Source organism: Caballeronia sp. SBC1 (assembly GCF_011493005.1).
Lineage (GTDB): Bacteria > Pseudomonadota > Gammaproteobacteria > Burkholderiales > Burkholderiaceae > Caballeronia.
Genome location: NZ_CP049158.1, coordinates 1,008,362 through 1,025,205 on the forward strand (window position 1 = coordinate 1,008,362; position 16,844 = coordinate 1,025,205).

18 protein-coding genes are annotated in these 16,844 nt (G+C 59.1%); 5 read left to right on the top strand and 13 right to left on the bottom strand.

Annotated features, from left to right (window positions below; genetic code table 11):
• Window positions 1-334: 334 nt before the first annotated feature.
• On the bottom strand, window positions 335-475 hold the full coding sequence (locus SBC1_RS31350) for a hypothetical protein (protein ID WP_165104225.1): 141 nt from the start codon (window positions 473-475) through the stop codon (window positions 335-337).
• A 659-nt stretch (window positions 476-1,134) separates the two neighbouring features.
• On the opposite strand from SBC1_RS31350, the gene SBC1_RS31355 reads away from it, so the two are divergent.
• Window positions 1,135-1,359, top strand: a complete 225-nt coding sequence (locus SBC1_RS31355) for a hypothetical protein (RefSeq protein ID WP_165104227.1) — start codon at window positions 1,135-1,137, stop codon at window positions 1,357-1,359.
• Between the two features lie 367 nt (window positions 1,360-1,726).
• Here the strand turns inward: SBC1_RS31355 and SBC1_RS31360 are convergent, their stop codons facing one another.
• Together SBC1_RS31360 and pyrE are read right to left on the bottom strand one after the other, a co-directional pair.
• Window positions 1,727-2,122 carry a VOC family protein gene (locus tag SBC1_RS31360; RefSeq protein WP_165104228.1) on the bottom strand — a complete coding sequence of 132 codons (396 nt, stop codon included), beginning with the start codon at window positions 2,120-2,122 and terminating at the stop codon, window positions 1,727-1,729.
• Between the two features lie 51 nt (window positions 2,123-2,173).
• Window positions 2,174-2,689, bottom strand: a complete 516-nt coding sequence (pyrE, locus tag SBC1_RS31365) for an orotate phosphoribosyltransferase (RefSeq protein WP_165104229.1) — start codon at window positions 2,687-2,689, stop codon at window positions 2,174-2,176.
• Window positions 2,690-2,966: 277 nt separating this feature from the next.
• Here pyrE and SBC1_RS31370 point away from each other — a divergent pair, with 277 nt between their 5' ends.
• Entirely contained in the window at window positions 2,967-3,488 is a 522-nt protein-coding gene (locus SBC1_RS31370; protein ID WP_165104230.1) for a hypothetical protein, read from the top strand.
• Between the two features lie 121 nt (window positions 3,489-3,609).
• Here SBC1_RS31370 and SBC1_RS31375 read toward each other — a convergent pair whose 3' ends face one another.
• Complete coding sequence (locus SBC1_RS31375; protein WP_165989114.1) at window positions 3,610-5,238, bottom strand: NAD-dependent malic enzyme; 1,629 nt, start codon at window positions 5,236-5,238, stop codon at window positions 3,610-3,612.
• A 121-nt stretch (window positions 5,239-5,359) separates the two neighbouring features.
• A complete protein-coding gene (locus SBC1_RS31380; RefSeq protein ID WP_165104232.1) occupies window positions 5,360-6,532 on the bottom strand; it encodes a mandelate racemase/muconate lactonizing enzyme family protein in 1,173 nt (390 codons plus the stop codon).
• A 116-nt stretch (window positions 6,533-6,648) separates the two neighbouring features.
• On the opposite strand from SBC1_RS31380, the gene SBC1_RS31385 reads away from it, so the two are divergent.
• Together SBC1_RS31385 and SBC1_RS31390 are read left to right on the top strand one after the other, a co-directional pair.
• Window positions 6,649-7,548 carry a LysR substrate-binding domain-containing protein gene (locus tag SBC1_RS31385; RefSeq protein ID WP_165104233.1) on the top strand — a complete coding sequence of 300 codons (900 nt, stop codon included), beginning with the start codon at window positions 6,649-6,651 and terminating at the stop codon, window positions 7,546-7,548.
• An 8-nt stretch (window positions 7,549-7,556) separates the two neighbouring features.
• Window positions 7,557-7,760 carry a hypothetical protein gene (locus SBC1_RS31390; protein WP_165104234.1) on the top strand — a complete coding sequence of 68 codons (204 nt, stop codon included), beginning with the start codon at window positions 7,557-7,559 and terminating at the stop codon, window positions 7,758-7,760.
• Window positions 7,761-7,930: 170 nt separating this feature from the next.
• Here SBC1_RS31390 and SBC1_RS31395 read toward each other — a convergent pair whose 3' ends face one another.
• The 4 genes from SBC1_RS31395 to frc all read right to left on the bottom strand — a co-directional run bounded on the left by SBC1_RS31395 (window position 7,931) and on the right by frc (window position 12,231).
• Window positions 7,931-9,175, bottom strand: coding sequence for a YbfB/YjiJ family MFS transporter (locus SBC1_RS31395; protein ID WP_165104235.1), 1,245 nt, complete (start codon window positions 9,173-9,175; stop codon window positions 7,931-7,933).
• Between the two features lie 198 nt (window positions 9,176-9,373).
• Window positions 9,374-10,093 carry a hypothetical protein gene (locus SBC1_RS31400; protein WP_165104236.1) on the bottom strand — a complete coding sequence of 240 codons (720 nt, stop codon included), beginning with the start codon at window positions 10,091-10,093 and terminating at the stop codon, window positions 9,374-9,376.
• 13 nt (window positions 10,094-10,106) lie between these two features.
• Entirely contained in the window at window positions 10,107-10,883 is a 777-nt protein-coding gene (locus SBC1_RS31405) for a fumarylacetoacetate hydrolase family protein (protein ID WP_165104237.1), read from the bottom strand.
• A gap of 100 nt (window positions 10,884-10,983) precedes the next feature.
• The gene (gene frc, locus SBC1_RS31410; protein WP_165104238.1) at window positions 10,984-12,231 is read right to left on the bottom strand and encodes a formyl-CoA transferase; all 1,248 of its coding nucleotides are present in this window, start codon (window positions 12,229-12,231) and stop codon (window positions 10,984-10,986) included.
• 858 nt (window positions 12,232-13,089) lie between these two features.
• Between frc and SBC1_RS31415 the strand changes: the two genes are divergently transcribed.
• Window positions 13,090-13,542: a hypothetical protein gene (locus SBC1_RS31415; protein WP_165104239.1), complete on the top strand. Its 453-nt coding sequence runs from the start codon at window positions 13,090-13,092 to the stop codon at window positions 13,540-13,542.
• A 76-nt stretch (window positions 13,543-13,618) separates the two neighbouring features.
• On the opposite strand, the gene SBC1_RS31420 is transcribed toward SBC1_RS31415, so the two are convergent.
• The 4 genes from SBC1_RS31420 to SBC1_RS31435 form a co-directional block, all read right to left on the bottom strand.
• On the bottom strand, window positions 13,619-14,299 hold the full coding sequence (locus SBC1_RS31420; RefSeq protein WP_370469715.1) for a GntR family transcriptional regulator: 681 nt from the start codon (window positions 14,297-14,299) through the stop codon (window positions 13,619-13,621).
• Window positions 14,300-14,363: 64 nt separating this feature from the next.
• A complete protein-coding gene (locus tag SBC1_RS31425; RefSeq protein WP_165104241.1) occupies window positions 14,364-14,585 on the bottom strand; it encodes a hypothetical protein in 222 nt (73 codons plus the stop codon).
• Window positions 14,586-14,699: 114 nt separating this feature from the next.
• Entirely contained in the window at window positions 14,700-15,728 is a 1,029-nt protein-coding gene (locus SBC1_RS31430; protein ID WP_165104242.1) for a 2-dehydropantoate 2-reductase, read from the bottom strand.
• 135 nt (window positions 15,729-15,863) lie between these two features.
• Window positions 15,864-16,841: a LysR family transcriptional regulator gene (locus SBC1_RS31435; RefSeq protein ID WP_165104243.1), complete on the bottom strand. Its 978-nt coding sequence runs from the start codon at window positions 16,839-16,841 to the stop codon at window positions 15,864-15,866.
• Window positions 16,842-16,844: the final 3 nt, after the last annotated feature.

Genomic DNA, 16,844 nt, shown 5'->3' on the forward strand with positions numbered 1-16,844 from the left:
GGTCTTAGTGGGCATCCTGGCACCTATTCGTCATGCAATTATTCTAAGCGCTCCCGGGTAGCGCGCGATGATCTTTCTTCTAGGGCGCGCTTTACGTGTCAAGGCAATCATTGCGATGCAACGCTGTCAAGCTTACGCGTCGCGCCGCGCAACGCCAGACGCGAAAAAGCCGTTGCGGCAGAATGCCGAACGGCTTTTTCAAAAACTGCTTGATGCCATGCTGGTGCAAATGCTTGTATCCGCTGGGAGATCTTGGAGGTCTTCCTATTGATGCCGCGGATTCAATCAGCGATCAATGCCGTGCCGCACATCGATCGGCCGAAAAGCTCCGTAATCAACGGCAGCGATTTTCCCAATGATGATGCACCCTGACTTTGTGGCACTCGCGATGGTGATGATACGGCTGGGCGAAGGCCGGGGCGGCAGCGCAGAACGTCGTAGCCAAGAGAGCGAGGGTGATGGCAATTTTCTTCATGGTATTTTCCATAGGTGTGAGGCTGGCAAAAAAGTGAAGTGGCTTCACATAGCGGGACATTCACGCACAGGTAGTACAGACGCCGACATCGGCGGACGAGCTCAACGACACACCTCAACCCGAGCATTCATGGTTGACGATGTTGCCGATCACGCGTTCCAAGAGGTTTCCCGCCGGTCGATGGTTGTCCACCTACTTCCCTGTTAACGGCCCGAAAGCGAAATGGATAACAACTTTTCGCAAATTTTTGTGCTGAATAACGATGGGGTTTACGTGAATCAAGTGGTAAATCAAGACGTGAATCAAGGCCCGAATTGGAACGTGGATCAACTCTCGTCAATCCTTCAGTCAATACAATTGCACTGTCGGTATTTTGTAATCTATCCCAGCGTGATATGCCGTTCATTGATTACACTGAATCTCCGGCTTCGGCATTCAGTAGTAGCAGGCATACGCAAAGTTTGTTCCTTCTATTGAAAAGACAGCTTGTCATGCGGTGTAACGCATGTAAGCAGTCTTGCAACGCACGAGACGCATGCTCGGCATACACTCGACATGCGTCTTCTCCCAAGACGCGGTTGTGAGTGATGCAAGTGACTGCAGCTTGGCCCGCCCTCTTGGGTGGGCCGTTTTTTTCTTCACGAACAAACGAGTCACTAATGAACCGTATCCTGTTCGCGCAGGCCGTCGCGTGCCTGCTATTCGTTTCTACAACTTACGCACAGTCGAGCCAGGACGTCCCCAACTCGGCAATTGCGCAGAACTTCCAGTACATTAATCACCCGCCTGCGCCTCCCGTTCAAGCCAGTGCTCCGTCCGCAACCGGACGAGGTCACGGACATCGGCATCAGCAGACCTCGACTGACGCCGACCAGACTCAATAGCAACAACGCTTGCGCGTTCTACCGCTCGCAGCCTAAGGGTGACCCATCCTTTGATTGCGCGCGCTGGGGTATCAGGATCAGTATCGGGATGACCTGAGATCCTACGCATTCGCATTGACGATCTTGCGGTTGGTTTTGGGCGAAGGCGTCCGCGACGCCAGACTTTCGCATGCATTCCTCATGATTCGGCTACTATCACATCGCAAAACTACCTTGGTAGTGCTAATGGTTTTTCTTGCTTCGGCGCAATGCGTGCGTCGGGCTTGATCTCAAAGTCCACGGAAGTGCTGAGTACGGAAAACCAGACTCGGGGCACTCAAATCTCGGGGCCAAGTGTCCATGCCGCCGGTCAGGGGCAAACCAGCGATCAAGCGACGAGGTGACACACCGCTTCCACGCGGTTGCCCGCCGGATCATGGAGAAACGCGGCGTAATAACCCGGATGGTAGTCGGATCGTAGCCCCGGAGGGCCACCCGAACTCCCTCCGGCCGCAAGGCCGGCGGCGTGGAACGCGTCGACCTGCGCACGGGAGGCGGCCTTGAAACACCAGTGCCGCTTGTTGTCGCCTATTACGCCCTGATCCAGGTACACCGCGAGATAAGTCGACGCGGCATCTTGCGGCGTGCACCGTTCCCCGTATCCCAGCGCGTGAGGCAAGTCATACACCTTGGCTGCGCCGAGCGTGCTCATGATCGCATCGTAAAAATGCCGGGCGATGTCAAGATCGGGAACCCCGATAGAAACGTGATCGAGAAGCTGCATGCTCGGCCGCTCAGGAATTGAGGCTCATCGGAAGTGCTGCTGAAGTGCTGTTCAATGGCCCGCTTCGATCTGCGAGAAGGTATAAAGGGATTTCAGTTCGATCCCGATTCCCGCGAGCATTTCCTTACCCCCGCTTTCACGGTCGATCACGCACAGCGTTAGCGAGACCGGCACGCCGTCGGCACGCAGTTTCGCCACGGCGTCGGAAATCGCTCCGCCGCTCGACACAATGTCCTCAACCAGCACGAGCTTGCGTCCGGCCAGCTCCGCACCTTCCGCATACTGGCAGGTGCCGTACTCTTTCGCTTCCTTGCGGATATACGCAGCCGGCAGGCCGGTCACCTGGCTGAGCATGGTCACGATTGGAATACCGCCCATCTCGAGACCACCCAACACTTCAGTGCCTGGGGGGATCAGGGGCACCATCGCTTCCGCAATCGCTTTAAGCAATACGGGATCGGACTCGAAGCGATATTTGTCGAAGTAGGTGTTGCTGCGTTTGCCTGAACGCAGCAGAAAATCGCCGCTCAACTTGGACACTTCGCGGATTCGCCGGGCAATGGTCATGAATGGTTTCCTCTTACTTTTACTGGGTAACAATTGTTTCGCGGTCGCAAATCTACGCGAAAACTCGCTTTCGAGGAAGCAATTATCCCAAGCACGGGCATCCAATATGACGTAATGACCGACTCCCACCCAGAATTATCGGGCAGCGAAACGCCTCGATAAAGCCCCGCTCGCATGCCCGCTACAGGCAAAGGGATACCGCCCTGCGCGGGTCAGGCGGCGATAGACTTGGGGCCGCACCCGTTCCCACCCTGCCAGCATAGTCACCGAACCGCCCATGATCACCCTGCAAAAATCCATCGAGACCTATATTCGGGCGAAGGACGGCAATCGCCCGTTTTTGATCACGAGTGCATTTACCGACGACGCCGAACTCACGATGCAACTGAATACATCGGAAATCTCGTTCCCGGCCACGGTCACGGGTGCGAAAGCTATTTCGAATGTTCTGGTGAGCGAGTTTGCACAGCGTTATGAGAACGTCTACACCTTCTGTATGGGCGATCCGCCCGTGGCCGGAGCGGCGTTCAGCTGCGACTGGCTTGTCTGTATGTCAGAAAAAAGCACCGGTCTCGCGCGCGCTGGTTTCGGCCGGTACGAGTGGTTGGCGGCGGAGTCGGGACAGGTCCGGCAACTCCGAATCACAATAGAAGAGATGACGACACTACCGCAAGACACGGTCGAGCCAATCCTGCGATGGGCCGACGCTCTGCCGTACCCGTGGTGCCCTCGCGAACGGCTTGCCGGGAGTGCGCCGGAGATTGCGGCTATCGACCGCATCCGGGCCGCACTCGCTTAACGCATCCGCACGATGAACGCGGAGCAAACCCGCGTGGGGCCAACCCCGGCCCTAACCCACCAAAAGCGTTCGAAATGCGCCAGTCCCGATCCGGCTTGAGGAAAATCGACGCCCGCCTGATTTAAAGCGCGTACGCCGGCTTGTAAGCGCAGTCGCGGATCAGCGCGGTGATGTCGTCGGGCCTTGGCACGCGTGCCAGCTCATTGTCGAAAATGCACTCTGCCACGCGCACGGCTACATGAAGCGATGCCTCGAAAATCTTGCTCTGCGGTGGATAGATCAGGCCGGTTGCAAGACTGGTTTCGGAGACCTGCTCGGCTACTGCTTTCGCCGCAACAATGAACATTTCGTCCGTGACCCGCGTCGCCTGGGTGGCGAACACGGCCATGCCCAGCGCGGGGAAAATATAGACGTTGTTACCTTGTCCAGGCACAAACGTGCGCCCTTCTATTTCCACCGGCGGGAATGGGCTGCCACTCGCGAAAATAGCGCGACCGGAGGACCACCGGTACGCTTCCTCGGCCGTGCACTCGGAGCGTGAGGTCGGGTTGGAGTACGGGAAGATGATCGGACGCTCGTTGATCTCCGCCATGGCCTCGATCACCTGCTGGTTGAACAGCTTCGGCACGGTACTGACACCAATGATGCCGGTCGGTTTCAGCGCCTTCACCGCGTCAGCAAAAGTATTCACGGCGGCATGATCCACGGCGAAAGGCTTCTGGAAATCGGCCAGGTCCTGGCGCGATTTCACCATCAACCCATTCACGTCGAACAGCGCACTGCGCGCCCTTGCTTCGTCAATGCTTAAGCCTTCCAGCACCATTGCCTGACTGATCAGCTCGGCAATGCCGGTCCCCGCAGAGCCGCCGCCCAGGAACAGGAAACGCTGGTCGACGAGCTTTTGCTTCGAGATGTGAAGCGCAGCGAAGATGCCCGCCAGCGCGACGGCGGCGGTGCCCTGAATGTCATCGTTATAGGTGCAGATCTTGTCCTTGTATCGCGCGAGCAGCGGCACGGCATTGAAGTTGGCGAAGTCTTCCCACTGGATACAGCATTTCGGATGCAACTCTAGCGCTGCTTCAACGAACTCGTTCACGAACGCATGGTAGTCGTCGCCCCGTACACGTTCCTGACGCAAGCCCAGATAGAGAGGATCGTCGAGCAGGTCGCGGTTATTGGTGCCTACGTCCAGCGTCACCGGCAAGCAGTATTGGGGCGGCACGCCTGCGCAGGCCGTGTAGAGCGAGAGCTTGCCGATCGGAATGCCCATCCCGCCCACACCCAGGTCGCCCAGTCCGAGAATGCGTTCGCCATCCGTCACCACGATGAAGCGAACATCTTTTTCCGGCCAGTTTTGCAGCAGTTCTTTCACCCTTCCCCGTGCCGAGATAGGCACATACATGCCCCGCGTTGCACGGAAGATATGGTTGAATTTCTGGCACGCCTCGCCGACTGTCGGCGTGTACACGAGCGGCATGAACGTCGCCGGATCGGACATGATCGTGGCGTAGAACAAGGTCTCGTTGCGGGCCTGGAGATCGGACAGCAGGAGATATTTTTGCAGGTCGTTGTCGAGAGCAGCCAGCTCCGTGTGCGTACGCGCAACCTGCAATTCCAGTGAACTGCAGCCCGGCGGCAACAGCCCTTCAAGATGGTATTGGCGACGTTCGGCTTCGGTAAAGGCGGAACCTTTGTTAAGACGGGGATCGCGAAGGAAATCGCGGCCGGTAAGCTCGCTAGTTTTTTGCATTGCAATGCTCCTGTCAGCCGGCGCATAGGGACTGCGCCGAATAGCGTATGAACACATCGGACGTCGCCATACCAACGGTTAGCAAATAGCTAAGCCACGCGACGACGAAGAAAGGAAAGCCTTACGACGATAAAGCCTGCATGTGCACATATAAATCGCTCTTGCCTTCAAAGCCAATGCCGGGAAGATCCGGCAACGTTACATAACCGTTGTGCACTTTCACGCCGTCCGGAAAGCCGCCGAATGGCTGGAACAGATCCGGATATGATTCGTTGCCGCCCAGGCCGAGACCCGCTGCAATGTTCAATGACATCTGGTGGCCGCCGTGCGGAATGCAGCGTGAACGCGACCAGCCGTGCTGATGCAACATGTCCAGCGTACGCAAATATTCGACCAGCCCATAGCTCAGCGCGCAGTCGAATTGCAGGTAGTCGCGGTCCGCACGCATGCCGCCATAGCGGATCAGATTACGCGCATCCTGCATCGAGAACAAATTCTCGCCGGTCGCCATCGGCTTGTCGTAGTAATTCCGCAGCGTGGCCTGGAGTTCGAAATCGAGCGGATCGCCCGGCTCTTCGTACCAGAACAAGTCGTATTGCGAGAGGGCTTTCGCGTACTTGATGGCTGTGTCCAGGTCGAAGCGGCCGTTTGCATCGACGGCAAGCTTTTGACCGTCCTGCAGCACGGACAGCACCGCGTCGATCCGGCGCAGGTCGTCGTCGAGCGAACCGCCACCTATCTTCTTCTTGACCACCGTATAACCGCGGTCAATGTAGCTGCGCATCTCGTCCTTCAGCTTGCCGAAGTCCTGCCCGGGATAGTAGTAACCCCCGGCCGCATAAACGAAAACATCGCGATCCGGCGTGCCGTTGCCATAGCGATCCGCCAGCAATTGGAACAGCGGCTTGCCTTCGATCTTCGCGACCGCGTCCCACACCGCCATGTCGATAGTGCCGATTGCCACCGAGCGCTCGCCATGACCGCCTGGCTTTTCGTTCGTGAACATCGTGGCCCAGATCTTGTGCGGATCGAGGTTGTTGCGCCCCGCCGACGTGTCGAGCAACGAATCCGGCTCGGCTTCCAGCACGCGCGGAATAAAACGTTCGCGCATCAGCTTGCCCTGGCCGTACCGTCCGTTCGAATTGAAGCCGTAGCCAACTACTGGCTTGCCGTCACGAATGACGTCGGTGATGACGGCAACGAGACTGAGCGTCATCTTGCTGAAGTCGATATACGCATTCCGAATGGAGGAACTGATCGGAATGGTTTGCTCGCGGATTTCCACGATTTTCATGTGACTGTCTCCTGAGTGTCGGCAAATGCGTTTAGGAACGCACAAGCAGATAACGAAGTTTACGCGCACCCAATCGCGTTACACTTCAACGGTACACATATGATTATTCAGTTAAAGTGAAGAATGACGTAACCTCCGATCTCGAGTTTTTTGTCCAGCTGGCGCGCCTCGGCAGCTTGTCGGCGGCCGCGCGTGCGCTTGATCTGACGCCGCCGGCCGCCACCCGGCGCCTTGCGCTCATGGAGCAGCGGCTGGGCGTCAGGCTTGTGAACCGCACCACGCGCAGCGCGAGCCTCACTGACGAGGGCGACACGTATCTGCGGCACGCTACGCGTATTCTTGCCGCCGTGAGTGAGATGGAGGATGCCGTATCGCGTAGCCGCGAAGCGCCCCGCGGCATCTTGCGCGTGAATGCCTCGCTCGGCTTCGGCCGCACGACGATCGCGCCGCTTGTCTCAGCGTTCGTGCAGCGCTATCCGCAAGTCGAGGTTCAACTGGATGTGACGGACCGGCCGGTGGACATTGTCGAGCAGGGTTTCGATCTCGCCATCCGCTTCGGCGCGTTACCCGATACGCGGCTCAACGCGCGCCGCATCATGTCGAACCGGCGCTTCCTGTGCGCATCGCCGGCGTATCTCCAGCGGCACGGCAACCCGAGCGCGCTTGCGGATCTCGCGCGCCACCGTACTATCCTTCACCGGCAGAACGACGATGCCTACGGCGTCTGGCGTTTCACCCGCGACGGCGAGACGGTGTCGGTCAAGGTGCACGGCGGCCTCTCGAGTAATGACGGCGACATCGTGCTCGGCTGGGCGCTCGATGGACACGGCATCTCGATCCGCTCAGAATGGGACCTCGCGAAATACCTGGAAAGCGGCCGGCTGAAAGTCGTGCTGCCAGACTTCCTGCTGCCGCCAGCGGACTTGTTTGTCTACTATCCAAGCCGCCGCAATCAACCCGCGCGTATTCGTGCGTTCATCGACTTCCTGGTCGAGCACTTTCGCGTGTCCCAGTAACCCCCGCCTTGGGTGATATCGACCGCTTCGATTGCAACCGGCCGGACCGGCATGGTCCAGCCGCGCTCGCCCAGCAACGCGTTGATGCATCGAACGGGGTAGCCGCGCAAGCGTATGGCCCGTCGACCAGTGGCACGTCGGCTTCAGGTATCCGGACCACCGTTGCGCCGGCTGCGGGCAACGACCAGCATTCGATCTACTTTGGTCACTAAGATTTGATCGACTGCGCGGCGGATTGATCGCTTAGCGTAGCGTAGGTATTTAAAGATCGCTTATCGCTTAAGGGCACTGAGCGATTTTTTTACGCGCGCCAAACCACTAAGCCATGCTAAGTATCTTCTACGCCCGAGGTCCACATCAATAGATAGCCGTTGCAGCACTGTCAAATGCGCAATGGCTTCTGCAGCATCGCGAGAACCGCACCTGCGGCAAGCAGGACCGACGAATACACGAGCCCGCGAGCGAGGCCTGCACCATCCGAGATCCAGCCGATTACGATCGGCCCGACAATCTGCCCCACCGCGAAAACGATCGTAAACACACCGATTCCACGGGTCCATTGCGTGGCTGGAAGATTGTGCCGGACGAACGCGGTCGTCGATGCCACCGCTGATAAAAATGTCGCGCCAAACAACGCACCCGATATAAATGCCACCGCCGGTTGCGTGAACAACGCGGGCATCAGGGTCGCGAACGCGAGGACCGCGTTGAAGACCGCCAATGCCTGTCCACCGCTCATGCGGTTGAGCAGTCCCGACCAGAGCCGGGCCGAGACAATGGTTGCCAGACCGAGCAGCACATAGAACGCAGTCACCACGGCCGCGCTCATGCCGGCTGCTCGAAGCAACGCGATAAGGAAAGTCATGTAGCCGATATAACCCACGCCGAACAGCGCGTAACCGGCCAGCATGAAACCGAAATGTCGCCAGGGTAAAGGGCCTGGGTGTATCGGCGAAGCACCGTGTGACGCAGGAACGGCCGGCGCAGGTTCGCTGTGTTCTATCCTGCGAGCGGCAGCAATCGCAACTATGGACGCCAACGCGCACGCCGCGGCCAAAGCGAACCAGGCCCATTGCCAGCCATGCGGTCCGCTGAACGTGGTCATGGGCACCAGCAGCGCCGCGACGACTATCCCGCTGCCTGCACCGCCGTAATAGAGTCCGAGCACCAGGCCTGAATCGCGTGGATGGGCCGATGCGAGGCGCGCCGCCAACACCCCGCCGCCAACGAAGATCAACGCGCTGGTAATGCCTGTAACGACACGCTGCGCAAGCAACGCGTGGGTATCGGAAACCAGACCACCGGTGATCATCAACACTGCCGTCAAAACACATCCCGCGATGAAACACAGACCCACGGGCCATCGACGCGATACAAATGGAAATGCGAGTGCGCCAAGCAGATAACCAAGCGCATTGGCAGTGTTCATCGCGCCGGCTTGCGCGAAGCTCCAGCTGAGATCGGCCTTCATTGCCGGCAACAAAAGTGCGTAGGAGAAACGCGTAAGGCCAAGCGCGATTGCGCTGCCGAATGACAAACCCGCAGCCAGAACGAGCGTGTGCTGGCGAGAGCGTGATATATGAACAGATGCTGCGTGTGCCGCGCTGCTGCGTGTGTCGTCGATCATCGGCTAAGGCGGCTTAGAGGAACTCGAAGGACATGAACGTTACCGGATGCGGCCACAGCATCTGGCGGCGTGTTGCTATGGTAACGCGCCTTGGCCTCGTACCGGCGCGCTCGCGCCCTTCGCTCACGGCTCGAATTCCTTGTCGATTAAAACCGGCCTCATTACGCAGATAGCGTGCCCAAGCACGCTATCTCGTCCCTACTTCTCGCTGGGCGCCCCTGAAGGCCTGACACTCGTACACGTTGCCACGCATCCCAACACGAGCGCTACGCCAGTCACCACGAGCGCGCCGTTTGCCAGCCCGACGCCGGCCGCGACAACCGAACACGCGGCATACCCATTCAACGCGGCGATAAAAACCGAGTACGCGCGATCGGCCATTGCCATTGCCAGGTAAGCGCCAATCAGCGCGACCATTGCGCCGATGATCACCACCGCCACCGCGCCGCCTTCGAACCCTGCCGTATAGGCAATCACCGTGCACAACGCGGCGCAGGCGAAATGCATCGTGCTCGTCAGTTTTGCATTCGATACCCCGAAGCGCACGCGGCTCAGCACGAACGCCAACGCAATCGCCACGATGCCGCCGACCGCGGTCCACTCAAGCGAAGCGCCCGGGTCGAAGCCGAGCGCACGATCTGCCGATGCCGACGCAAGCGCGGCCAGCGCCAGCGCACTTTGCAGCGACGCGGGCGTGGTCCGGCCTGACTGCGGCGTCAGCATCGCAAACGCTGCGATAGCCAACGCGACGAGCGTCGAGTCGAAGCCCGTCGCCATGCCGTAAGCCACGATCACCGCCGCGCCCACGCCGGTTGCATCGCGTAGTGCCTGCCGACGCGTGGGCGAGACTGCGCCCGGCGCCTTCAGACTCTGCATCGACGCCATCACTGCAAATGCACACAACGCACCGTCGAGCATTGATGTCTCCGCATCAGAGCAAGCGATTGACCAGGGTCCCGATACCTTCGATCGAGACACACACCTCGGCGCCGTCCTTGATCGAGCCGATGCCGAGCGACGTGCCGCACGCGATGACATCGCCAGGTTCGAGCGTCATGTCGTGCGAGATCAGGCTGACCTGTTCGGCGGGCGTGAAGATCATGTCGTCAAGCGGATAGTTCTGCCGCTCGACGCCATCGAGCGTCGTGATCACGCGCGCCGCACGCCAGTCGAATCCGGTTGCGATCGTTGGTCCGAGGCACCCGAATGTATCGAATCCCTTCGCGCGGCACCATTGCGGAAAGTTCGGATCTTCCTGCAGGAGTTCGCCGGCCGTGACGTCGTTGACGCACGTGTAGCCGAAGATCGCAGCCTCGGCTTCTTCCACCGATACCGACGAGCAACGCCGGCCGATCACAATGCCTAGCTCGCCTTCGTACGCGATCTTGCCGTCGTAGCTCACGGGCCGGCGTATCGCCTCGTGGGTGCCGATCACCGACCGTGCGGGCTTGATCAGGAACAGCGGATGTTTGGGCGGCGCTTTATCGAGCTTCTTAGATAGCGCGTAGAAGTTGTTCCAGAGCGCGACGATCTTGCCCGGCTGGCAAGGCGCCAGCAGCGTGACCTCGTCAATGCCCAATTCCTTGCCCGTTGGCTCTATGCGATCAAAGGGAGAACACTCGAATTGCATCACGCGACTGCCATCTTCCGACAGCGTGCCGAAGCTCTCCACGCCATCGGCGCGGGAAAAACGTATCCAGTTAGCCACGTTGAAAACCCTGAAGAAGTATTGCTGCCGTCTCTGAAAAACGGCAGCCGGAACCAGCAGCGATGCGCGCCTACAAGCAGGGACGCAAGCGCACGCGGACCTAGATCGCCCCGAGGCTTCGCAACGTCGCGATCTGATCGGGCGAGTACCCAAGTTCCGCCATCACCTCGTCGGTATGCTCGCCCAGAAGCGGTGAACGTAAGACGTCCGTGGGGCTATCGGAGAGCTTGATCGGGTTGCCTACGGTCAGGTATTTGCCGCGCACGGGATGGTCCACTTCGACGATCGTGCCGGTCTTGCGCAGCGACGGGTCTTCGGCAATTTCCTTCATCGAGAGGATCGGGCCGCACGGAATATCGTGCTGGTTCAGGATCTCCATGGCTTCGAACTTGGTTTTGGTCATCGTCCACTGTTCGATCTCGGCGAAGATGCCCTTGAGGTGCGGAAGCCGTGCGGCCGGCGTGCGGAAGTCGGGATGATCGATCCATTCTTCCCTGCCGATCACCTTGCAGATCTCGCCCCAGACCGGCGCTTGCGTGATGAAGTAGATATACGCGTTCGGATCGGTTTCCCAGCCCTTGCACTTCAGGATCCATCCCGGCTGCCCGCCCCCCGATGCGTTGCCGGCGCGCGGTACGGCCTCACCGAACGTACCGTTCGGATACTGCGGGTATTCCTTCATCGTGCCGGTGCGTTCAAGCCGTTGCTGGTCGCGCAGCTTCACGCGGCAGAGGTTCAGCACGCCGTCCTGCATGGCGGCGAGCACCTTCTGACCGCGGCCCGTAGCGTTGCGTTGATAGAGCGCGGTGACAATGCCGAGCGCCAGATGCAGGCCGGTGCCTGAATCGCCGATTTGCGCGCCGCTGACGACCGGCGGGCCATCGTCGAAACCTGTCGTCGATGCTGCACCGCCTGCGCACTGGGCGACGTTTTCGTAGACCTTGCAGTCTTCGTACGGGCCTGGGCCGAAGCCTTTCACCGACGCCACGATCATCCTCGGGTTCAGTTCCTGGATGCGTTCCCACGTGAAGCCCATGCGGTCGAGTGCGCCGGGGGCGAAGTTCTCGACCAGCACGTCGCATTTTTTAACGAGCGACTCGAGGACCTTCTTGCCGTCCGGATTTTTCGTATCGATGGTGATCGAACGTTTGTTGTGGTTGAGCATGGTGAAGTAGAGGCTGTCGGCGTCGGGGATATCACGCAGTTGCTCGCGCGTGATGTCGCCTGCGCCAGCGCGCTCAACCTTGATGACATCGGCGCCGAACCATGCAAGCAATTGCGTGCAGGTCGGGCCCGATTGAACGTGCGTGAAATCGAGGATACGCACCCCGTCGAGGGCTTTGCTCATGCCTGTCTCCTAACCTTTAGCAGGTTTTATATCGTGATACTTGTGATGCCCTTCGGCATTGCCCTGCGGGCAGTGCCGGGTTTTGGTGTGCTCTGGACATGATGGGCTCTTTTTCCCCGCTTCTATAGATGGGGAGGCCCCTCATGGCACCGGGATGAACCCGTGTCGCTGTGATATACAATATTCCATACACAGTATTAGTCAAGAGTTTTCGCGTAGCAGCCAGCGAATTGTGCGGTGCGGTAGACGGAAGTTGCTGACACGATGAAGGGTTTTGGCGATTTTTTGCTGCAGTGCGCTAAGACGGGATCTGTCGATGTAGCGGGTTTGGGCGCAGCGGGACAGGGGTGCTGAATCGGTTCTACCGGTGAGGCTTAATCGGTGGCCCGGTCGACAAAACGAAGTCGCTGACGATGACCGACGGGGCCTACAAGAGTGGGAGCGGCATTCAACCTGCACATTTCAACATGCATTTCGTTCTGTCGTCCCTTGATGCAGACCCCATGTAAGTCATCGCTCACGCACCCGTTTCTTTATTGAGATGGACGCGCGGAAAAGTGCGTTAGCGTGGCTCTGTTTCCACCATGGGAGACACGACCGGATGACAAAGGAATTGACACGCTACAACGGCTATCGATACGTCATGCGTAAGGGACAAACCGTCAGCGATGACCCCGAGAAAACCAAGGCGGGGCGCGCTATGTTGATGCACGCTGACATGTACGTGTGGGAATCGAACGCGGCGCTTGTGGCGCGCGCCGAGTCGTTCTTACGGGGGGCTTTTCGTGGTATTCCCGATCAGACAAAAGCGCGCGGGATACCCTGCAAACGTTGCTCGCTTACGTGCGTGATGGTGCGGTGGATATCGTGCAGGAAGACGGCGTAACGACTGACGCTTTCGAGAACGGCGGCTTCACGCTTGACCCACCAGCGCGACAAGATAGACAAGAGGTACTGCCGTTCGACTACTACCCGCGGGGCGCGGAAGATCGGTCGTCGCTGAGTGAATACAACGATGCTATTGACGCGAGGATCGAGCGAGAATATCGGCTGCAAGCACCAATATTCGATGTCGTGAAACCGTTCGAAATGTCGTTGCTTCTGTCGGTCGTGCGCATGGTTTCGCGTGCTGCAAATCTGCAACGCCAAGCAATGCAAAAAGCCGCGTCCGGCTTTAGCGACATTGCGGACAATGCGAGCACACCGCTAGGCGACGCTGCGCCACCGGAAGTGGCTAATAGTGATAAAGAAATGAGCCAATTTAAGCAGACCGCTAAGGCCGAACGTAGCAACCGGGACTCAGCCGGCTAACTCCGGAAACAGGCTAGCCAGCACCACCCCAACCTAGCGCCAGCGCCCCATCCTGACCAAGTGCGAACGCCCCCTCTCAATCCAGAAAATCGCAATTCGCCTCGACAAACGCCGCCAGATCCAGCGAATGCTGCCTGACCAGCCTCTCGACCAACTCAGTATCTCGCGCCTCAAGCGCCTCAATAATCTTCATATGGTCTTCAATCGACCTCGCCGCCCGATCGCTTTGCGAAATCGTCATCTTCCGGATCGCGCGCACGTGCACGAAAATATTCTTGATCGTATCGAAGATGATCTGCGACTTGCTCAACTGCACAATCGCCTGATGGAAGGCAATATTCGCCTCCGAATACTCTTCAATATGCTCCGCCGGCGCCTGATTCTGAAAATGGTCAAACATGTGCCGCAACGACGCAATCTCTGCATCCGTCGCGCGCTGCGTCGCAAGCCTCGCCGCCATACTTTCCAGCGCGGCCCACATATTGATCATCTCGACAATCTCGTGCTTGGTCTTGCGCACGATATAAATCCCACGACGCGGCACCGTTCGCAGAAACCCTTCCTGCTCGAGCAACGTCATGGCTTCGCGAATCGGTGTACGACTCACGCCCAGCGCCTCGGTCAAATCCTTCTCATCCAGCCGGATCTCTTCGCGCGAACGATAAATATCCGCCTCGGAAATGGCCTGGCGCAGCCGCGCATACGCCTGATCGCGCAACGAAACCGTCGCGTTGATCGGCGCCAGCGAAAGCGTCACGCCTGCAGGCTTGCCTTCCGCCCGCGGTTCAAGAAGATTAGCCGGGGTTGCAGCAACTTCAGTATCAGATGGCATTGATGGTTTGATGTCCCAGGTTCCGCACGCCCGTCGTCGCCCGAGTACCCGTGCCGCCGCCCTGGTCATCTGCCGTTAGTCCAGCATAACGACCATTGTCCTGCGCGCGTTGCAACACGTCTTGCGGCACCGCCGATGCCAGTGCAAACGTCACACCCACACCGCCCGCTACCAAGGCAATTCCCATCACGACTAATAAAGCGATGCTCATTTCCGGCTCCTAGTGGTTAACTCCAAGAGCCTTCAGTATATGTTGCGTCGCAACGCGACGCAACATATTTCGTATGTGATATATCAGAAACAACAGCTCTTCCGTGTTCGCAGTTTAAGCGGCTTTTTGCGAACGTGTGAAGGATTCAATCGTTTTGATATTCGGCTTGGCCGTTCCCTGGTTGACGCCTTCACGCAGCTTGATCAGCGCGAGCACGGCGTCGATCATCGGCGTATCGACGGACAGTTTCCGGCCGATTTCCTGCACGACGGTCACAATGGGGTCGATCTCCATGGGCCGGCGCGCTTCGCAATCCATCAGCATCGAGGTCTTGTGAGCGCCGACAGCCGCTGCTCCGTTGATGCGCTTTTCCACATCCACACGGAAATGAACCCCGAGTTGCTCCGCAATGCCCTGCGCCTCCTCCATCATCCGGCGTGACAGCGCGCGCACGGCAGGGTCGCTGGTGAGGACATCGAGCGTGGCGCCCGTCAGCGCGCTGATAGGATTGAAAGGGAGGTTGCCCCACAGCTTCAGCCAGATCTCGTCGCGGATGTTGTCGCGCATCGGCGCTTCCATGTCGGCGGCGCTCATGATGTCGTGGAACGCCTGCAGGCGCGGCGTCACCAGCCCGCTCGGCTCGCCGATGGGAAATTTCTTGCCATACACATGACGGATCACGCCGGGTTCCGCAATTTCGGCGGCGGGCATCAGCACGCAACCTATCGCCCGCTCCGGCCCGAGCACTTGCCATTGGCGACCGCCCGGATCGACGCTCTCCAGCGTGGTGCCGGCCAGCGCGCCGCCGTGCTGATGGAAATACCAGTACGGCAGGCCGTTCACCGCCGTGATCACCGCGGTATCGGGCCCCAGCAGCGGTTGCATCAGGTCGACCACGCCCGGCACCGAATGCGCCTTGAGCGCGATCACCACGTAATCCTGTGGCCCGAGATCGGCAGGATTGTTTGTGCAACGCACCTTGACGATGTGCTCCTCACCATCAATCTGCAAACGCACGCCGTTCGCCTGCATGGCAGCCAGATGCGGCCCCCGTGCAACGAAACTTACGTCCGCTCCGGCCCGGGCCAGTTGCGCACCCATGTAACCGCCGATCGCGCCGGCACCGTAAATACAAATTCTCATTGTCGTCTCCTAGATCATTAGCTCTTCTGATATACAACATATTAGATTCAGTATTGGATAACAACGACGAAAGCGCAAGAAAAAAGCGCGACTCTTTTTCAGGGAGCCGCGCTTCGAATACTCAGTGGATTGGGGTCAGGCGTGAACGGTTTGCAACGGCTTATGTTCCTCATCATAGGACGAAATGACATGCGTCCAGATACGCGCTGCCTGCGCCGGCAACGTGCGGCTCTTTCGCTTCACGAGCACAACGGATCGCGTCACCGATGGCCATAGTGGCACCGGTTGAACGAGCGCTTGAGCCGAGGCTGCGCCTGTGTGCATCGGCTGGATGCCAATTCCAAGTCCCGCCGCGACCATGTGCTCGACGCTCGCGGCCTGGGTCAGCCGCTGAAGCCTGACGTTGGACGCACCGTATTCATCGAGCGCACGCGCGATGACATCGAAACTGCCGGCATCGTCGTCGAGAAGAAACAGACTCGCGCCGCTCAAGTCGCGCCATCGCACCGTGGCGTGCGATGCCAGCGCATGCCGGGCCGGCACGATCGCGCAGACATGATCGGAGAACAGGGTTTCCGTCGATAAATCGCAGAGACCGTGAGGATTACTATCAGTCAGGGGGCCGGCTAGCACGCCCATGTCGGCATCGCCAGCGCGCACAAGTTCGAGCACCGTGCCCGGAGGCGCATCGTGCAACGTCAGCGCGATATTGGGGTAGCTCGCCCGGCACGATGAGAGCAGCGCGGGCAGCACCGAAGCGACCAGGCTTGAACTGCTTGCTATCGACACCGCGCCGCTTTCCGCCGTGGAAACCTGCCGCCCGAAACGCAGCGCCGCTTCAAGTTCATCGACTAGCAGCGCAATGCGCGGAAGCAGTGCGCGGCCGGTATCGGTGAGTGCGACCTGACGCGTCGTGCGGTCGAACAACCTCAGTTCCAGCAGGTCTTCCAGCTCCCTAATGCCGCGGCTCGCCGCCGATTGCGTGACGCCGAGCGCGTTGCCCGCCTGAGTAAAACTCCGATGCTGCGCAAGGATCACGAACAGGCGCAACTGCTGCAGCGACACGCCGGACGTCTTCAATCCCTGCACGGCATCAGTCGGGCTTCGAGTCATTGC

Bases quoted from the DNA above. Each gene is read 5' to 3' on its own strand.
- pyrE (WP_165104229.1), bottom strand. From the start codon at position 2,689: ATGACCATTGCCCGGCGAATCCGCGAAGTGTCCAAGTTGAGCGGCGAT.
- SBC1_RS31370 (WP_165104230.1), top strand. From the start codon at position 2,967: ATGATCACCCTGCAAAAATCCATCGAGACCTATATTCGGGCGAAGGAC.
- SBC1_RS31430 (WP_165104242.1), bottom strand. From the start codon at position 15,728: ATGAGAATTTGTATTTACGGTGCCGGCGCGATCGGCGGTTACATGGGT.
- SBC1_RS31400 (WP_165104236.1), bottom strand. From the start codon at position 10,093: ATGCTCGACGGTGCGTTGTGTGCATTTGCAGTGATGGCGTCGATGCAG.
- SBC1_RS31425 (WP_165104241.1), bottom strand. From the start codon at position 14,585: ATGAGCATCGCTTTATTAGTCGTGATGGGAATTGCCTTGGTAGCGGGC.
- SBC1_RS31360 (WP_165104228.1), bottom strand. From the start codon at position 2,122: ATGCAGCTTCTCGATCACGTTTCTATCGGGGTTCCCGATCTTGACATC.
- SBC1_RS31375 (WP_165989114.1), bottom strand. From the start codon at position 5,238: ATGCAAAAAACTAGCGAGCTTACCGGCCGCGATTTCCTTCGCGATCCC.
- SBC1_RS31435 (WP_165104243.1), bottom strand. From the start codon at position 16,841: ATGACTCGAAGCCCGACTGATGCCGTGCAGGGATTGAAGACGTCCGGC.
- frc (WP_165104238.1), bottom strand. From the start codon at position 12,231: ATGAGCAAAGCCCTCGACGGGGTGCGTATCCTCGATTTCACGCACGTT.
- SBC1_RS31355 (WP_165104227.1), top strand. From the start codon at position 1,135: ATGAACCGTATCCTGTTCGCGCAGGCCGTCGCGTGCCTGCTATTCGTT.
- SBC1_RS31395 (WP_165104235.1), bottom strand. From the start codon at position 9,175: ATGATCGACGACACACGCAGCAGCGCGGCACACGCAGCATCTGTTCAT.
- SBC1_RS31350 (WP_165104225.1), bottom strand. From the start codon at position 475: ATGAAGAAAATTGCCATCACCCTCGCTCTCTTGGCTACGACGTTCTGC.
- SBC1_RS31380 (WP_165104232.1), bottom strand. From the start codon at position 6,532: ATGAAAATCGTGGAAATCCGCGAGCAAACCATTCCGATCAGTTCCTCC.